The following is a 17,471-nucleotide window of genomic DNA, read 5'->3' on the forward strand; positions in this document are numbered from 1 at the left end:
GTTTACGTTTCTTTACCTTTACACGACATTGCCAGCCGTATTTTTGCATCACACGTTGCACCGTTTTCTCACTAATGTCAGTAAGTAATTCTGTGATTTTTCGATAGCCGTATCTGAATTTGTGTAACTTGCACAAGTCGCCAATTTGTTGGTCTCGAAGATCCTTTTGAGTGAATTTATTTTCATTGACCTTCCAGCGATAATACGACGAACGAGCTACACCTAAATGACGGCAGATTTCACCAATCGGCATCCTTTCTTTTAACTCCTCTACTAGCTCTACTACAACTTTTGGGACCACTTCCTCTCCAACTCTGCGTACTTTTTTAACACTTCAATTTGTTGCTTTAAATAACGATTCTCTGCTTGTAACTTAGCGGTTTCACTTTCATATTCAGGCCCTTTGCCAAATGTATATTGTTTTCCTACTGGCTGTTCAAGACGATGTAATTCGCCGTTCTTGTACCATTTCATCCATGTTTTTAACTGAGAATGGTTACGAATATTTAGCTCCTCTAGTACTTGTTTTACAGGAATGCCTGCTAATCTCATTTCAATTGCTTTCATTTTCACTTCCACTGGGTAACTCACTCTTGTCCCCATAGAAAAACACCTCCACATTGATTTGATAAGGTACAATACCCGTTTTTCAACGAAAGGTGTTTTTATTTGTCTCATTTTTTTAGGTCAGTGCCAAGATCGATGTATTAGCTTTTTACATGGATTATATTCTTGTCGTCACAAGTCCTCAAGTAAGCTGCTTTCACCTGTATAGTAGAGAGTAGTTTAGTTGAGGACTTTTTTGTTAAAAAAGAGAAGAATGGCAAGAGCAATTATAGAATAGTGGCTTGTATAATAATTGATCATTTTTCTATCGTTTAAAAGGAGCGACAATTTATGAATCCGAAAATCGGTGTCATTATGGGGAGTTCAAGTGACTGGGAAACAATGAAGCATGCATGTGATATCTTAGATGAATTACAAGTAACCTATGAAAAAAAGGTTGTATCGGCACATCGTACACCTGATTTAATGTTTGAGTATGCTGAGACAGCACGTGAGCGAGGTATACAAGTGATTATTGCTGGAGCAGGTGGGGCTGCACATTTACCAGGGATGGTGGCAGCGAAAACAACATTGCCAGTCATTGGTGTACCTGTTCAATCACGTGCATTAAATGGACTTGATTCATTATTATCTATTGTTCAAATGCCTGGTGGTGTGCCTGTAGCAACTGTAGCGATTGGCAAGGCAGGAGCCACAAATGCAGGATTACTTGCAGCACAAATTTTGTCAACAACTGATACAGAGCTTGCTACGACATTAGATGCTAGACGTGAGGCAACAAAGCAGCAAGTATTAGAAAGTTCAGGTGACCTAGTGTGACGAAGATTATTTATCCTGGACAAACGATAGGGATTATCGGTGGAGGTCAGCTTGGTCGAATGATGGCAATTGCTGCAAAGGAGTCAGGCTTTAAAATTGCTGTGCTTGACCCAGCAATGGACTCGCCATGTGGACAAGTAGCAGATATTCGCATTGTGGCATCTTATGATGATGAAGCTGCATTAGAAGAACTTGCAGAAGTTAGTGATGTGATCACATATGAATTTGAAAATATTGATTATGATGGCTTAAAACGTTTATCGCAAATTGCATATGTTCCTCAGGGAGCTGAATTGGTACGCATTACGCAAAACCGCATCACAGAAAAAGAAGCGATAGGGAAGGCTGGTTGTCCAGTAGCACCTTATATTGTTGCAAAAACTTATGATGAACTAGTAGCCAATATTGATACGATTGGGTATCCTTGTATAGTCAAAACAGCAAGAGGTGGTTACGATGGCAAGGGGCAGCAGCTTTTAAAATCAGCAAAAGACCTCCCTTTCGCTAAAGAACTATTTAGTCATTCTCAATGTATTGCCGAAGCGTTTATCCCTTTTGTAAAAGAGGTATCGGTTATTGTTCAAAGGAATGGTCATGGTGAATCATATTGTCAGCCTGTTGGAGAGAATATTCATGTGCATCATATTTTACATGAAACCATTGTACCTGCACGTATCACACAACAGACAGCTCAAATGGCGGAACGTGAAGCTTTAAAAATTGCAGATTACTTACATCTAGTAGGAACGTTGGCAGTAGAGATGTTTGTATTAGAAGATGGTCGCATTATTATTAATGAATTGGCACCAAGACCTCATAATTCTGGTCACTATTCAATAGAAGCGTGTAATGTTTCACAATTCCATCAGCATATTCGTGCAGTTTGTGGTTGGCCATTACGTAAGCCACAGCTTTGGGCACCATCTATTATGGTCAATGTATTAGGGCAGCATGTCGTGCCATTAAGTAACTCAATTGCTAAATATCCTGAATGGTCTATCCATCTTTATGGGAAAGCTGAAGCTAAGGTCAACCGTAAGATGGGCCATGTAACGGTTATGACAAAAAACATAGAGGAAACACTACAGCAAATCGAGAGTTCTGGCATTTGGTCGGAATAGAAGGAGACACGCGATGATTGAACGTTACACAAGACCCGAAATGGGCGCAATTTGGACAGAACAAAATAAATATCAGGCTTGGCTTGAGGTTGAAATTTTAGCATGTGAGGCTTGGGCAGAATTAGGTGATATTCCAAAAGAGGATGTTGCTAAAATTCGCGAAAATGCTTCATTTGATGTAAATCGTATTTTAGAGATTGAGCAAGAAACACGTCATGATGTTGTGGCCTTTACCCGTGCCGTTTCTGAAACACTAGGGGAAGAACGTAAATGGGTACATTATGGTTTAACTTCTACAGACGTAGTAGACACAGCACTTTCCTATTTAATCAAACAAGCAAATGAGATTTTACGCAAAGATATCGTGAATTTCATTGAGATTATTGCTGCGAAGGCAAAGGAACATAAACACACCGTAATGATGGGGCGTACACATGGTGTGCATGCAGAGCCAACAACTTTTGGTTTAAAGCTTGGTTTATGGTATGAAGAAATGAAACGTAATCTTGAGCGCTTCGACGCTGCTGCAAAAGTAATTGAAACTGGGAAAATGTCTGGAGCCGTTGGTACATATGCCAATATTGATCCTCGTGTTGAGCAGTATGTATGCGATAAATTAGGACTTGCAGCATCGCCAATTTCAACACAAACTTTACAGCGTGATCGTCATGCACAGTATTTAGGAGCATTGGCTTTAATTGCTACATCCATTGAAAAATTTGCAACAGAGGTTCGTGGTTTACAGAAATCTGAAACACGTGAAGTAGAGGAAGCTTTTGCAAAGGGTCAAAAAGGGTCATCAGCAATGCCACATAAACGTAATCCAATTGGCTCTGAAAATATGGTCGGTATGTCGCGTCTAATGCGTGGCTATATGGTGACAGCTTATGAAAATGTCGCTTTATGGCATGAGCGTGATATTTCACATTCATCTGCAGAGCGTGTAATTTTACCTGATGCAACGATAACACTTAATTATATGTTAAATCGATTCGGTAATATTGTGAAAAACTTAACAGTATTCCCTGATAATATGAAACGTAATATGGATCGCACATTTGGTCTTATTTATTCTCAACGCATTTTACTCGCATTAATTGATAAAGGCTTAGTACGTGAAGAAGCGTATGATACTGTACAACCTTTAGCAATGCAGGCGTGGGACGAGCAAGTTCAGTTCCGTACATTGGTCGATGCAAGTGAAAAAATCACATCCTATTTAACAAAAGAAGAGCTGGATGAGTGCTTTGACTACAACTATCATTTACAGCATGTGGATATGATTTTTGAACGATTAGGACTTAACTAATATTGATTAAATGTTTCAGAGTTGAATCGTGGGGGCACGGTTCAATTCTGAACATTACTACAAGCGGATCTCATAATATCAGGGGGAAAACGACATGACGAAAGGTCAACTTTTGTATGAAGGCAAAGCAAAAAAATTGTACACAACAGAGGAGCCAGATGTGCTACTTGTTGAATATAAGGATAGTGCAACAGCATTTAATGGTGAGAAAAAAGAGGAAATTGAAGGAAAAGGTATTTTAAATAATCGTATCACTTCATTAATTTTCGAAAAATTACAAGCTAACGGAATTGCGTCACATTTCGTAAAACAACTGTCGGACACACAGCAGCTTGTGAAAAAAGTAGAAATTATTCCGATTGAAGTAGTTGTTCGTAATATAGCAGCGGGAAGTTTAGCCAAACGTCTTGGCTTTGATGAGGGGACACCTTTAAAACGACCTATCGTCGAATTTTATTATAAAGACGATGCCCTAGGGGACCCGTTTATTACAACAGAGCATATTGACATACTGGAGCTTGCAACACCTGCTGAAGTAACTGCCATTTATGATGGAGCATTAGCTGTTAATAAAGTTTTACAGCCAATTTTTGAAGAAGTCAATGTCACACTGATTGATTTTAAACTAGAGTTTGGTCGTGATGCAGATGGCACTGTATTATTAGCAGATGAAATTTCGCCAGATACATGCCGACTTTGGGATGCAGCAACGAAGCAAAAGTTAGACAAAGATGTTTTTCGTCGAGACCTTGGTAATTTAACTGAAGTTTATACTATTATACTTTCTAGACTCGGAGGCAAATAACAATGAAAAAAGTAAAAATCTATGTAACATTACGTGAGAGCATTCTTGATCCACAGGGTTCAGCAGTACAAAGCTCTTTAGCAAAGATAGGCTATGATGAGGTAGCTGATTTACGTATTGGTAAATATCTTGAACTAACACTGAACGATACAGAACGAGATATTGATAGTCTAATCAAAGAAATGTGTGACAAAGTTTTAACGAATGTTGTTATTGAAGACTACCGTTACGAAATCGAGGAGGCTAATTAATCATGAAATTCGCAGTACTCGTATTCCCTGGGTCCAACTGTGATATTGATATGTATCATGCGATAAAAGACGAGCTAGGTGAAGAAGTAGAATATGTATGGCATACAGCAACAGATTTAAGTGACTTTGATGGTATTTTAGTGCCTGGCGGATTCTCCTATGGGGATTATCTTCGTTGTGGGGCAATGGCTAATCAATCTAATATTATGGCGGAGGTTAAAAAAGCTGCGGAGGCTGGTAAACCTGTATTAGGTGTATGTAATGGATTCCAAATCCTAACAGAGGCAGGCTTATTGCCAGGGGCTTTATTACGCAATAAAAACTTAAAATTTATGTGTCGTACAGTGCAGCTTAAAGTTGAAAACAACAATACATTATTCACAAATCAATATGAGCAAGGTCAAACCATCAATATTCCAATCGCACATGGTGAAGGAAATTACTACTGTGATGAGGAAACGTTACAAGCATTAAAAGATAACAATCAAATTGTCTTCACATATTCAGGTGAAAATCCAAACGGTTCTTTAGCAGATATCGCAGGGATTATCAATGAACGCGGCAATGTATTAGGGATGATGCCACACCCAGAGCGAGCTGTTGATGCACTGGTGGGCGGCGCAGATGGTCTAGCAGTATTCAAATCAATTGTAAAGCAGTGGAGGGAAAATCATGTCAACAACTAAGTTTGAGCCAACAGCACAGCAAATTAAAGATGAAAAGCTATACGCTGGTATGGGGATGTCAGACGAAGAATTTGCAATGGTGGAAGGAATTTTAGGGCGTTTACCTAACTGGACAGAGACAGGTCTTTTCTCAGTAATGTGGTCTGAGCACTGCTCCTATAAAAATTCAAAGCCTGTACTACGCAAATTCCCTACAAAAGGACCTCAAGTTTTACAAGGACCAGGTGAAGGTGCAGGAATTGTTGATATTGGTGATGAGCAAGCAGTAGTGTTTAAAATGGAATCTCATAACCATCCATCTGCTATTGAACCTTATCAGGGAGCTGCAACAGGTGTGGGTGGTATTATCCGTGATGTTTTCTCAATGGGTGCACGTCCAATCGCCATGCTAAACTCATTACGCTTTGGTGAATTAAAATCAGCACGTGGTAAATATTTATTTGAAGAAGTAGTTGCTGGTATTGCAGGGTATGGTAACTGTATCGGAATTCCAACAGTAGGTGGCGAAATTCAGTTTGATCCTTGCTATGAAGGCAATCCACTTGTGAATGCTATGTGTGTTGGTTTAATCGATCATAAAGATATTCAACGAGGTATTGCAGCAGGTGTAGGGAATACAGTGATGTATGTTGGTGCAAAAACAGGTCGTGATGGCATTCATGGTGCAACATTCGCCTCAGAGGAATTAACTGAGGAATCAGAAAACCAACGTCCAGCAGTACAAGTAGGCGATCCATTTATGGAGAAGCTTTTACTTGAAGCATGTTTAGAGGTTGTAAAATCAGATGCGTTAGTTGGTATTCAAGATATGGGTGCAGCTGGTCTTACCTCTTCTTCAGCAGAGATGGCTTCGAAGGCTGGTTCTGGTGTAGAAATGAACTTAGACTTAGTGCCTCAGCGTGAGACAGGGATGACAGCATATGAAATGATGCTATCTGAATCTCAAGAACGTATGCTATTAGTGGTGAAAAAAGGCCGCGAAGATGAAATTAAAGCGATTTTTGAGAAATATGATTTAGATGCTGTTGCCATTGGACGAGTAACAGATGATAAAATGCTTCGTCTTTTACACAATGGAGAGGTAGTGGCAGAAGTGCCTGCTGATGCGCTAGCAGAGGATGCGCCTGTGTATCATAAGCCATCTGCTGAACCTGCGTACTATGCACAGTTCCAGGCCATCGAAAATACAGAGCCTGTTGTAACAGATTACAAAGCAACATTAAGTGCTCTTTTACAAGCGCCAACAATTGCTTCTAAAGAGTGGGTATATGATCAATACGATTATCAAGTACGTACATCAACAGTTGTAGCACCAGGCTCTGACGCTGCCGTTATTCGTGTACGTGGTACAAATAAAGGCTTAGCTATGACAACGGACTGTAACTCTCGCTATATTTACCTAGATCCTGAAGTGGGTGGTGCGATTGCGGTAGCAGAAGCAGCTCGTAATATCGTTGCCTCTGGTGGTACGCCACTTGCGATTACAGACTGCTTAAACTTCGGTAATCCAGAGAAACCAGAAATCTTCTGGCAAATTGAAAAATCTGCGGATGGTATTTCGGCAGCTTGTACGGCATTAAATGCTCCAGTAATCGGTGGTAACGTTTCTCTTTATAATGAACGCTCAGGTGAAGCGGTGTACCCAACACCAACAATTGGTATGGTTGGTCTTATTGAAGACTTGGCATATGTAACAACGCAGGAAGTAAAGGCGGCTGGAGATATCGTATTCGTAATCGGCGAAACAAAAACAGAATTTGGTGGATCGGAGCTGCAAAAGCTATTAAATGATGGGGTTATTTCAGGAAAAGCGCCAGCTATCGATTTAGAGGTTGAAGCAGCACGTCAACAGGCTTTATTAAAGGCGATAAAAGCTGGCCTTGTCCAATCTGCTCATGATGTGGCTGAGGGTGGTCTTGCTGTTGCGATTGCTGAAACAACTTTTGCTGCAAAAGATCTTGGCGTAGACGTAACCTTAGCAGGCTCTGCGACAACGGCTTTATTCAGTGAAAGTCAATCTCGCTTTGTTATCACAGTAAAAGAGGAAGACGCTGCAGCATTTGTGGAAATCGTGAAAGATGCACAAAAAATTGGTGTCGTAACAAATGACGCACTTGTGAAAATCAACGGGGACAAAGGTGTGCTTGTAGAAGGTACAGTGGAGGAATTCCGTTCTAATTGGAAAGGAGCAATCCCATGCTTGCTGAACTCAGAGGCTTAAACGAAGAATGTGGGGTGTTTGGTATTTGGGGGAACCCAAATCCAGCACACCTTAGCTATTACGGGCTTCATGCTCTTCAACACCGTGGACAAGAAGGTGCTGGAATTGTTGTTTCAGACGGACAGCATCTTCGCGCGGTGAAAGGCGAAGGACTAGTGAATGATGTGTTCAACGAAGATAAATTAAAGGCAGTGAACGGCAAAGCAGCTATTGCACATGTTCGTTATACGACTGCTGGTGGTGGCGGTATCGAAAATGTACAGCCATTATTATTCCACTCCTCAACTGGTAGCCTTTCCATTGCCCATAACGGTAACTTAGTCAATGCGACACATTTAAAGCAGTATTTAGAGCGCCAAGGCAGTATTTTTCATTCAAGCTCTGATACAGAAGTGCTGGCGCATCTTATTAAGAAAAGCTCACATTCACCATTCCGTGCGAAGGTGAAAAATGCCCTTTCCTTATTAAAGGGTGCTTATTCTTTCTTAATTATGACAAAGGATGAAATGCTTGTTGCACGTGATCCACATGGTTTACGTCCATTATCTCTTGGCAAGCTAGGAGATGGCTGGGTAGTAGCTTCTGAAACTTGTGCATTTGATTTAATTGGGGCAGAGTTTGTTCGCTCTGTAGAACCAGGTGAGCTAATCATCATTAATGATGAGGGTGTTAAATCGGACCGTTTCGCAGATATGAACAAACGTGCAATGTGTGCGATGGAATATGTTTATTTAGCCCGTCCTGATTCAGATATTGATGGGATTAACGTTCATATGGCACGAAAACGTATGGGAAAACAGCTTGCTCGTGAATGTGCGCATATCGAGGCAGATGTTGTAACAGGGGTACCGGATTCAAGTATTTCTGCAGCAATTGGCTTTGCAGAGGAAAGTGGCATTCCTTATGAGCTAGGGCTTATTAAAAACCGTTATGTTGGTCGTACCTTTATTCAGCCGACACAGGAGCTACGTGAACGCGGTGTAAAAATGAAGCTGTCACCAGTTGTGCAAGTGGTAAAGGGAAAACGCGTAATAATGGTGGACGATTCCATTGTGCGTGGTACAACATCCCGTCGTATTGTCAAAATGCTAAAGGATGCGGGTGCGGCAGAGGTGCATGTTGTCATTTCGTCACCCCCGATGACAAACCCTTGCTATTATGGTATCGATACATCTACACATGAAGAGCTGATTGCCTCTAGTCATAATGTAGATGAAATTCGTGAAGCCATTGGAGCAGATTCCCTCACATTCCTTTCTACTGAGGGAATGGTTGAAACGATTGCACGACCATATGAAGATGATAACCGTGGACTATGCCTAGCATGCTTTACAGGCAAATACCCAACAGAAATTTTCCCGGATACCATCTTACCACATGAAAAAGAACTACTACGTTAAGAAAACAATGCAATCTCTAGGATAAGACGATTTGGAGAATAAGGAGGAACTCTGCGTGTCAAAAGCATATGAACAAGCAGGTGTAAATATTGAAGCAGGCTATGAAGCCGTAAAACGAATGAAGTCTCATGTTGAACGTACAAACCGTCTAGGTGTGATGGGGACGTTCGGTGGCTTCGGTGGTATGTTTGACTTGTCAGAACTAAATCTTCAAGAACCTGTTTTGATTTCAGGGACAGATGGGGTTGGAACAAAGCTAAAGCTAGCATTTATGGTAGACAAGCACGATACGATTGGTGTGGACTGCGTAGCCATGTGTGTAAATGATATTGTAGCGCAGGGAGCAGAGCCTTTGTACTTTTTAGATTATATAGCTCTTGGCAAAGCAGAGCCTGCAAAAATCGAACAAATTGTTAAAGGTGTTGCAGATGGCTGTGTCCAATCTGGTGCAGCATTAATCGGTGGCGAAACGGCAGAAATGCCTGGTCTTTATGAGGAAGATGAATATGATCTAGCAGGCTTTGCAGTAGGTGCTTGTGAAAAGTCTGCCATTATTACAGGAGAAAAAATCGTAGAAGGTGACGTTCTAATTGGTATTGCATCAAGCGGTGTGCATTCAAATGGTTATTCGTTAGTCCGTAAGATTGTTTTTGCAGACCAGCAATATGCAGTGGATGCTATTGTAGAAGGCTATGAAGATTTAGGCCCAATTGGAGAGGCGCTTTTAGTACCAACAAAATTATATGCGAAGCCTGTATTAGCAGCTTTACAAGCAGCAGATGTACATGGCTGTGCCCATGTTACAGGTGGCGGCTTCTATGAAAACCTACCACGTATGATGCCAGAAGGCTTAGCGACTGAAATTGATTTAGGCTCATGGCCAGTATTACGTATTTTTGACTTCCTAAAAGATAAAGGGCAACTAGCAGATAAGGATTTATACAATGTCTTTAACATGGGGATTGGTTTTGTCATTGCTGTTTCAGCAAACGAAGCTGATAAAGTGATTGCTGCAGTGGAGGCAAATGGTGAAAAGGCGTATACAATTGGTCGCGTTGTAAAGGGTGATGGCGTTGTATTTAACGGCTCACATGATGGGAGTTTAGTGTAATGACTGCATCAACAAAAATCGCCGTGTTTGCGTCAGGCAGCGGCAGTAATTTTCAAGCCATTCAAGAGGCTATTGATCGTGGTGAACTACATGCGAAGGTTGAACTTGTTGTCACTGATAAGCCAGGAGCATTTGTCGTAACACGTGCTGAAAATTTCGGCATTCCTGTACTCGCATTAAATCCAAAAGAATTTGTATCAAAAGCAGCTTACGAAACAGCTATTATTGAGGCTTTACATAAATACAATGTGAAGTGGATTGTGCTTGCAGGGTATATGCGTTTAATTAGCGATGTATTATTAGCGGCATATCCACAGCGCATTGTCAATATTCACCCTTCTTTATTACCAGCATTTCCCGGGAAAGATGCCATTGGTCAAGCAATGAATCATGGTGTAAAGCTAACAGGCGTGACTGTGCATTTTGTAGATGAGGGAATGGATACAGGTCCTATTATTGCGCAGGTTGCTGTACCCGTTATTGAAGGCAATCGTGAGGCAACAGAGGCAGAGATTCACAAGCAAGAGCATTTATTATATACAAAGGCTTTACAGCAATTATTACAGTAATGAAGACAGGAGTTAGGTCAAGTCCCTTCTTACAAATAAGACCTAGCTCTACCAATCTAGCAAGTTAGTTCGTGGCAAACACGATAAAAATTAGGAGGATATTGTTGTGACAAAACGTGCATTAATTAGTGTTTCCAATAAAGATGGTATTTTAGAATTTGCAAAGGAATTAGTAGCATTAGGTTATGAAATTTTATCAACTGGTGGTACAAAAAAAATGTTACAGGATAATGCTGTCGCTGTAACAGCTGTCGATGAAGTAACGAAGTTTCCTGAAATTTTAGATGGTCGTGTGAAAACATTAAATCCAATGATTCATGGTGGTCTATTAGGAAAGTTTGACGATGCTTCTCATCAAGCACAAATGAATGAGCATGGTATTGAACCAATTGAAATTGTTTGTGTCAACTTATACCCATTTGTTGAAACAATTTCAAAGCCTAATGTAACTTGGGAGGATGCGATTGAAAACATTGATATCGGTGGTCCAACAATGTTACGTTCTGCTGCAAAAAACCATCAGTATGTAACAGTTATCGTAGATAGCAATGACTATGCAAACGTATTAGAGGAACTAAAAGCTAATGGTGCAACAACGATTAAAACACGCCGTAAATTAGCGGCGAAAGTTTTCCGTCACACAGCCGCTTATGATTCTTATATCTCTAACTATTTAACAGAAGAAGCGTTCCCAGAGAGCTTAACCTTGACATATGAATTAAAACAAAACTTACGCTATGGCGAAAACCCACACCAACAAGCAGCATTTTACCAAAAGCGTCTTGGCTCTGACTTCTCATTGGCTTATGCGACACAGCTACATGGTAAGGAACTATCCTATAATAATATTCAGGATGGCAATGCAGCATTGCAAATCGTTAAGGAATTTGATATGCCAGCAGCGGTAGCCGTAAAGCATATGAATCCTTGTGGTGTAGGAACGGGAGATACACTAGAGGCGGCGTTTGATAAAGCCTATGAAGCAGATCCAACATCTATTTTTGGTGGCATTATCGCATTAAATGGGGAGGTAGATGCAGCAACTGCGGAAAAGCTAAGTCATATTTTCCTAGAAATTATTATTGCACCTGCCTTCGCTCAAGAAGCACTAGATATTTTAACACAGAAGAAAAATATTCGTCTATTAACCATTCCGTTTGAGCAAGTAAACCAAGATCAATTCAATGTTGTTTCTGTGGAAGGTGGCCTGTTAGTACAAGAGCCAGATCGTTACGGCTTTGGTGATGCGGAGATTAAAGTAGTGACAGATCGTGAACCAACAGCAGAGGAATGGGAAGCATTAAAGCTTGGCTGGTCTGTTGTCAAACATGTTAAATCAAACGCTATTGTTGTGACAGATGCTCATATGACGCTTGGTGTAGGCGCAGGGCAAATGAACCGTGTCGGTGCAGCTAAAATTGCCTTTGAGCAAGCTGGAGAAAAAGCACAAGGAGCTGCACTTGCATCAGATGCCTTTTTCCCAATGAGTGATACGGTTGAGGCAGCAGCAGCAGCGGGCATTACAGCGATTATTCAACCCGGCGGCTCGATAAAAGACCAAGATTCGATTGATAAAGCAAATGAATATGGCATTGCCATGGTATTTACAGGCGTACGTCATTTCAAACATTAAAATAGCAAGGTATAGACCGAGGTGGGCGAAGCATCTCGGTTTTATGTACACAGAGGAGGATTTTTTCAAATGAATGTATTAGTCATTGGAAGCGGCGGCCGTGAGCATGCAATCGCTAAACAATTTAGTATTTCACCGTCTATCAACAAAGTATTTGTAGCACCAGGCAATGATGGGATGCGCCATGATGCAGAGATTGTTCAAATTGATACAATGGACTTTGCTGGTCTTGCGCAATTTGCAAAGGAAAATAGTGTTAATTTAACATTTGTCGGTCCTGAGCAGCCACTTGCAGCAGGAATTGTTGATTTCTTTGAAGAACGTGGCTTACGCATCTTTGGCCCAACAAAGGCAGCGGCCCAAATTGAAAGCAGTAAATCCTATGCAAAAGAAGTGATGAATAAATACAATATCCCAACAGCCGCACACGAAACATTTACAGAGGCGGAGCAGGCAATTGCTTATATTAAGCAGCAGGGAGCACCAATCGTTATTAAGGCAGATGGTTTAGCAGCAGGCAAGGGTGTTGTAGTGGCGATGACTGAGCAGGAAGCGATTGACGCGGTGCAGGATATGATTGGTAATCAGCGCTTTGGTGAGTCATCATCACGTGTTGTCATTGAAGAATTTTTAGATGGAGAAGAATTCTCCTTTATGTCATTTGTGCATAAAGGTCAAATTTACCCGATGGTTATTGCACAAGATCATAAACGTGCCTATGATGGTGATAAAGGACCAAATACGGGCGGTATGGGCGCTTATTCACCAGTGCCACAAATTTCACAAGAGGTAGTGGATCATGCCTATCAAACAATCGTGGAGCCTACTGTAAAAGGTATGGAGGCAGATGGTGTATCCTTCACAGGTATTTTATATGCAGGGCTTATTTTAACGCAAAATGGACCAAAGGTAATTGAATTTAATGCTCGCTTTGGTGATCCAGAAACACAGGTTGTATTACCACGCATGACATCTGATTTTGGCGCATTTATGACAGCTTTAATGGATGAGCAGCCATTTGATTTACAATGGTCAAATGAAGCAATGCTAGGTGTTGTAATTGCAGCAGAAGGCTACCCTGGTGATGTGGAAAAAGGACATGCATTACCAAGTCTTGAAGCACTTTCAGCATCGTATGCCGTATTCCATGCAGGGACAAAATTAGTAGATGATCAATTTGTTGGCAATGGTGGTCGTGTACTACTAGTAGGTGCGAAGGCATCAACATTAAAAGAAGCACAGGAAAAGGTCTATGCTGGCATGGCAACAGAACAATGGAATCATTTCTTCTTCCGTAAAGATATTGGCTGGCGGACATTTAAATAATAACTGACCTCACTTATAGTTGAAACTATTTAAAATGTAAGATGATATTCAATAAAAAAATTGGATAGTAGTATTCTCTGAAAAAGAAAAATTTTAATCCATTTTTATTGCTGCCAATCCGTTTTTATGCGGAAAAGAGGGTGTCTCAAATGACCTTTGAGACACCCTTTTTGACTAAGAAGGATTTTGAGCTTTATTCGTTGACGAATTGCTGCTGTTTTTTGAGGAGTTTTGTGTAGAAGTGCTGGTATCAGATTGTTTTGCAGCAGTAGTTTGTGTGTCAGATGAGTTACCAGCAATAGCAGAGGAGAAATCCTTCATTAATTGATCGACTTTTTCAGAGGACATAGAATTTTGCCCATTGAACATACTTTGCATAGAGGTGTTCATGGCACTTTGCATATTGGAGCTTAAAATAGCCTTTGTTGGGCAATATTTAAAGAGCCCCTCAGCCATTTTCATCGCACCTAATGCAATCATCAGTCGACCCTTTGTACAATTAGGATTTCGTGACACTTTTGCGATTCCAAATGCGGTTAAGCTTGTCCCCATAGCAAAACGACAAAATGCATTCTTTTCGCTTAAATTAGTATGTTGCATCATAATAGTTCCTCCTTTAGTCATTGTGGAAAAAATAAGCGAGGTACACTTTGCTTTATGAAAGTGCTGTGTTACGATTGAAACAAGATGATTACATAAGTACAGACCTCAATAAAAGGATGTGCCTATGCAGTAATAGTATGTGACATCAAATTAGATTTACACGATGAAAAATTACGTAATTTAGGAAGGGGCGAATAGTGTGGATCCAGTGTGGAAAATAACAAAAATACGTCAGCAATTAGCTGTAATTGATGGTAAAAAAGCGCCAGATATTGTATTGAAAAATGCACGATATTTACATAGTATGTTGAAACAATGGGTAGTAGGGAATATTTGGATTTTAGGGGATCGAATTGTCTATGCTGGCGACAGAATGCCTCCTTTATTAGAGGGAACAGAAATCGTTGACTGTACAGATAAAACAATTGTACCTGGTTATATTGAGCCGCATGTACATCCATTCCAACTATACCATCCACAATCATTTGCTGATTTTTGTGGTCAACTTGGGACAACAGCCTTTATTTCTGATAATTTAAGCTTTGTTTTATCTTTAACAAATAAGAAAGCGTTTTCAATATTGGATCATTTAAAAAAGCTGCCGTTTTCTTTTTATTGGTGGACGCGTTTTGATTCACAAACAGAAATGGAGCAGGAGGAGGAAATTTTCTCTAACACCTCTATTTTAGAGTGGTTGGAGCGCAGTGATGTTCTATTAGGAGGGGAACTGACTGGCTGGCCTAAGTTATTGCATGGCGATGACCAAATGCTTTATCGGATGCAAATGGCAAAAGGACTCGGCAAAAAAATTGAAGGGCATTTCCCTGGTGCATCTGAAAGAACATTGGCACGTATGAAGCTACTTGGTGCAGATGGGGATCATGAGGCGATGACAGTGGAAGAGGTGGAGCGCCGTATTATGCAGGGCTATGCAGTCACATTGCGCCATTCTTCGATTCGTCCAGATTTGCCACATTTACTAAAAGGAATCGTAGAAAAAGAATTACCTATTTTCGACCATCTTATGATGACAACAGATGGTTCAACACCTTCCTTTCATGAGGATGGTGTAATGGACAAATGCATTCAAGTCGCCTTAGATGCTGGTGTCTCTCCTATAGATGCCTATCAGATGGCCTCTTATAATATTGCATGCTATTATAATATGTCTAATTTGCATGGCTTTATCGCAACAGGGCGCTTTGCCTCCCTGAATATATTGCAAGATGAATATCATCCTGTGCCAGAAAGTGTGCTGTCAAAGGGTGTTTGGTTGAAGCGTAATGGAAAGCGTGTGCATAATCTAGCGGACGTTGATTATACAGCGATCCCTAAATTTACTTTAGACTTTTCATTAGATTCACAGGATTTCCAGTTTTCAATGCCATTTGGGATCGAGCTAGTCAATGATGTGATTACAAAGCCGTATAATTCGCTTATTACTAGAGAAGGACAGCTTGCTAATCATGATGAGTGCTATTTAATGTTAATTAATCGACAAGGCAGTTGGCATGTCAATACGATGATTAAAGGCTTTGCGACAAATGTTCAAGGATTTGCCTCCTCCTATTCCAACACGGGCGATATTATCTTGATTGGAAAAAATAAAGAAGATATGATAAAAGCCTTTGAAGAGATGAAGGCGCAGCAAGGTGGTATTGTTCTTGTGGAAAAAGGAGAAGTCATTACTACTATTCCATTAACAATTGGTGGGTTATTGTATGATGGCAGTGTTGAGACGTTAATGGAGAAAGAAAAAGCATTAAAACAAGCTTTAGCAGAGCGTGGCTATCAATTAGGGGATGCAATTTATACCTTATTATTTTTGCAATCCACCCATTTACCATATATTCGTATAACACCTAAAGGGATTTTTGATGTAATGAAGAACAAGCTTTTATTGCCAGCTGTTATGCGCTAATTTATGAACAGCTAGACAGTTGAGTACACAAGTAAGAGAAATGTGTAGTTGCTTAAAGGGGAGATTGTTTGTGTTTAAATCAAAGAAATTATTGATAGCGATGGCATTGACTATGCTAGTGATTGGAGGATGTTCTGAAGACTCTGAAAAGGCTAAGGAAGACGATGATGAAGATATGGTGGAGGAGCAGCCAATTGCTGAGCAGCCCGTACAACAGCCAACATATACAGCACCGCTTACAGGAGAAGCTGTGCAGCAGGAGATTACACAGCGACCTATTATGGTTACTATTAATAATCATCCAGCAGCACGTCCGCAATCAGGATTAGCTGCTGCAGATATTATTTATGAGATGCTAGCAGAGGGTGATGTCACACGTTTTTTAGCGATTTATCAAAGTGAATTGCCTGAAAATGTAGGACCAGTGCGTAGTGCACGCTCTTATTTTATCGATATTGCTAAAGGATATGATGCATTTTATATCGCACATGGCTATAGCCCAGAGGCGAAAACAATGCTTGAAAACCATGTAGTCGATAATATTAACGGTATGGCGTATGATGGTACACTCTTTAAACGTTCAAAAGATCGTGTTGCGCCACATAATTCCTATATAGCATCTGAAAATATCATGAAAGGTGCTGAAATGGTAGGCGCTTCAATGAATTACAGTAAAAAAGTGCTTCAGGCTTTTTATGAATCCGACGAACATGGTAAAATAGGCATTGAAACAAGTCAAATTGACGTTTACTACGGAAATAATAACGATTTCCATAATTCGTATGTGTATGATCATCAAAGTAATCACTATAAACGACAATCGGCAGGCGTGGACACAAAGGATATATTAACAGGCGAAACACTCACATTAGCAAATGTTCTATTTTTTGAAATGAACCATCGAACACTTGATGATGTTGGCCGCCAAGCAATTGATTTAACTTCTGGTGGAAATGCGTATGTATTTCAAAATGGCTACTTAAGGGAAGTCAAGTGGGCTAATGTGGATGGCTTACCAACGGCTGTAGAACAATCTGGCGAGCCAGTAAAACTTATGCCTGGAAAGTCATGGATTCATTTTGTGCCAACTTCACCAGGGTTACAAGCAATGGTGAAAACGCAGTCTTAG

At 40.5% G+C, this 17,471-nt stretch carries 15 protein-coding genes and 1 pseudogene; 14 read left to right on the top strand and 2 right to left on the bottom strand.

The window, feature by feature from the left end:
* Positions 1-603, bottom strand: a pseudogene (locus ADM90_RS25095) (helix-turn-helix domain-containing protein); the annotation flags it as partial.
* Positions 604-897: 294 nt separating this feature from the next.
* On the opposite strand from ADM90_RS25095, the gene purE reads away from it, so the two are divergent.
* From purE to purD, 12 genes are all read left to right on the top strand, one after another.
* Positions 898-1,386 carry a 5-(carboxyamino)imidazole ribonucleotide mutase gene (purE, locus tag ADM90_RS12720; protein WP_053995367.1) on the top strand — a complete coding sequence of 163 codons (489 nt, stop codon included), beginning with the start codon at positions 898-900 and terminating at the stop codon, positions 1,384-1,386.
* Positions 1,383-2,507, top strand: a complete 1,125-nt coding sequence (gene purK, locus ADM90_RS12725) for a 5-(carboxyamino)imidazole ribonucleotide synthase (protein WP_053995368.1) — start codon at positions 1,383-1,385, stop codon at positions 2,505-2,507. Before purE ends, purK begins: the two co-directional genes overlap by 4 nt.
* 13 nt (positions 2,508-2,520) lie before the next feature.
* Positions 2,521-3,816, top strand: coding sequence for an adenylosuccinate lyase (gene purB / locus ADM90_RS12730; protein WP_053995369.1), 1,296 nt, complete (start codon positions 2,521-2,523; stop codon positions 3,814-3,816).
* A 94-nt stretch (positions 3,817-3,910) separates the two neighbouring features.
* Complete coding sequence (purC, locus tag ADM90_RS12735; protein ID WP_053995370.1) at positions 3,911-4,621, top strand: phosphoribosylaminoimidazolesuccinocarboxamide synthase; 711 nt, start codon at positions 3,911-3,913, stop codon at positions 4,619-4,621.
* A gap of 2 nt (positions 4,622-4,623) precedes the next feature.
* Positions 4,624-4,872: a phosphoribosylformylglycinamidine synthase subunit PurS gene (gene purS / locus ADM90_RS12740; protein WP_053995371.1), complete on the top strand. Its 249-nt coding sequence runs from the start codon at positions 4,624-4,626 to the stop codon at positions 4,870-4,872.
* 2 nt (positions 4,873-4,874) lie between these two features.
* Entirely contained in the window at positions 4,875-5,558 is a 684-nt protein-coding gene (purQ, locus tag ADM90_RS12745) for a phosphoribosylformylglycinamidine synthase subunit PurQ (RefSeq protein ID WP_053995372.1), read from the top strand.
* On the top strand, positions 5,545-7,779 hold the full coding sequence (gene purL, locus ADM90_RS12750; RefSeq protein WP_053995373.1) for a phosphoribosylformylglycinamidine synthase subunit PurL: 2,235 nt from the start codon (positions 5,545-5,547) through the stop codon (positions 7,777-7,779). The genes purQ and purL overlap by 14 nt, the downstream gene beginning before the upstream one ends.
* Positions 7,755-9,179: an amidophosphoribosyltransferase gene (gene purF / locus ADM90_RS12755; protein ID WP_053995374.1), complete on the top strand. Its 1,425-nt coding sequence runs from the start codon at positions 7,755-7,757 to the stop codon at positions 9,177-9,179. The genes purL and purF overlap by 25 nt, the downstream gene beginning before the upstream one ends.
* Positions 9,180-9,234: 55 nt before the next feature.
* On the top strand, positions 9,235-10,290 hold the full coding sequence (gene purM / locus ADM90_RS12760; protein WP_053995375.1) for a phosphoribosylformylglycinamidine cyclo-ligase: 1,056 nt from the start codon (positions 9,235-9,237) through the stop codon (positions 10,288-10,290).
* Positions 10,290-10,859: a phosphoribosylglycinamide formyltransferase gene (purN, locus tag ADM90_RS12765; RefSeq protein WP_053995376.1), complete on the top strand. Its 570-nt coding sequence runs from the start codon at positions 10,290-10,292 to the stop codon at positions 10,857-10,859. The genes purM and purN overlap by 1 nt, the downstream gene beginning before the upstream one ends.
* Before the next feature lie 106 nt (positions 10,860-10,965).
* The gene (purH, locus tag ADM90_RS12770; RefSeq protein ID WP_053995377.1) at positions 10,966-12,492 is read left to right on the top strand and encodes a bifunctional phosphoribosylaminoimidazolecarboxamide formyltransferase/IMP cyclohydrolase; all 1,527 of its coding nucleotides are present in this window, start codon (positions 10,966-10,968) and stop codon (positions 12,490-12,492) included.
* Positions 12,493-12,561: 69 nt separating this feature from the next.
* The gene (gene purD, locus ADM90_RS12775; RefSeq protein WP_053995378.1) at positions 12,562-13,818 is read left to right on the top strand and encodes a phosphoribosylamine--glycine ligase; all 1,257 of its coding nucleotides are present in this window, start codon (positions 12,562-12,564) and stop codon (positions 13,816-13,818) included.
* Between the two features lie 174 nt (positions 13,819-13,992).
* Here the strand turns inward: purD and ADM90_RS12780 are convergent, their stop codons facing one another.
* A complete protein-coding gene (locus tag ADM90_RS12780) occupies positions 13,993-14,421 on the bottom strand; it encodes a YgaP-like transmembrane domain (RefSeq protein ID WP_053995379.1) in 429 nt (142 codons plus the stop codon).
* A 199-nt stretch (positions 14,422-14,620) separates the two neighbouring features.
* Between ADM90_RS12780 and ADM90_RS12785 the strand changes: the two genes are divergently transcribed.
* Entirely contained in the window at positions 14,621-16,342 is a 1,722-nt protein-coding gene (locus ADM90_RS12785; protein ID WP_053995380.1) for an adenine deaminase C-terminal domain-containing protein, read from the top strand.
* 70 nt (positions 16,343-16,412) lie between these two features.
* Positions 16,413-17,471: a DUF3048 domain-containing protein gene (locus tag ADM90_RS12790; RefSeq protein WP_083448546.1), complete on the top strand. Its 1,059-nt coding sequence runs from the start codon at positions 16,413-16,415 to the stop codon at positions 17,469-17,471.

Source organism: Lysinibacillus macroides (assembly GCF_001281525.1).
GTDB classification, from domain to species: domain Bacteria; phylum Bacillota; class Bacilli; order Bacillales_A; family Planococcaceae; genus Lysinibacillus; species Lysinibacillus macroides.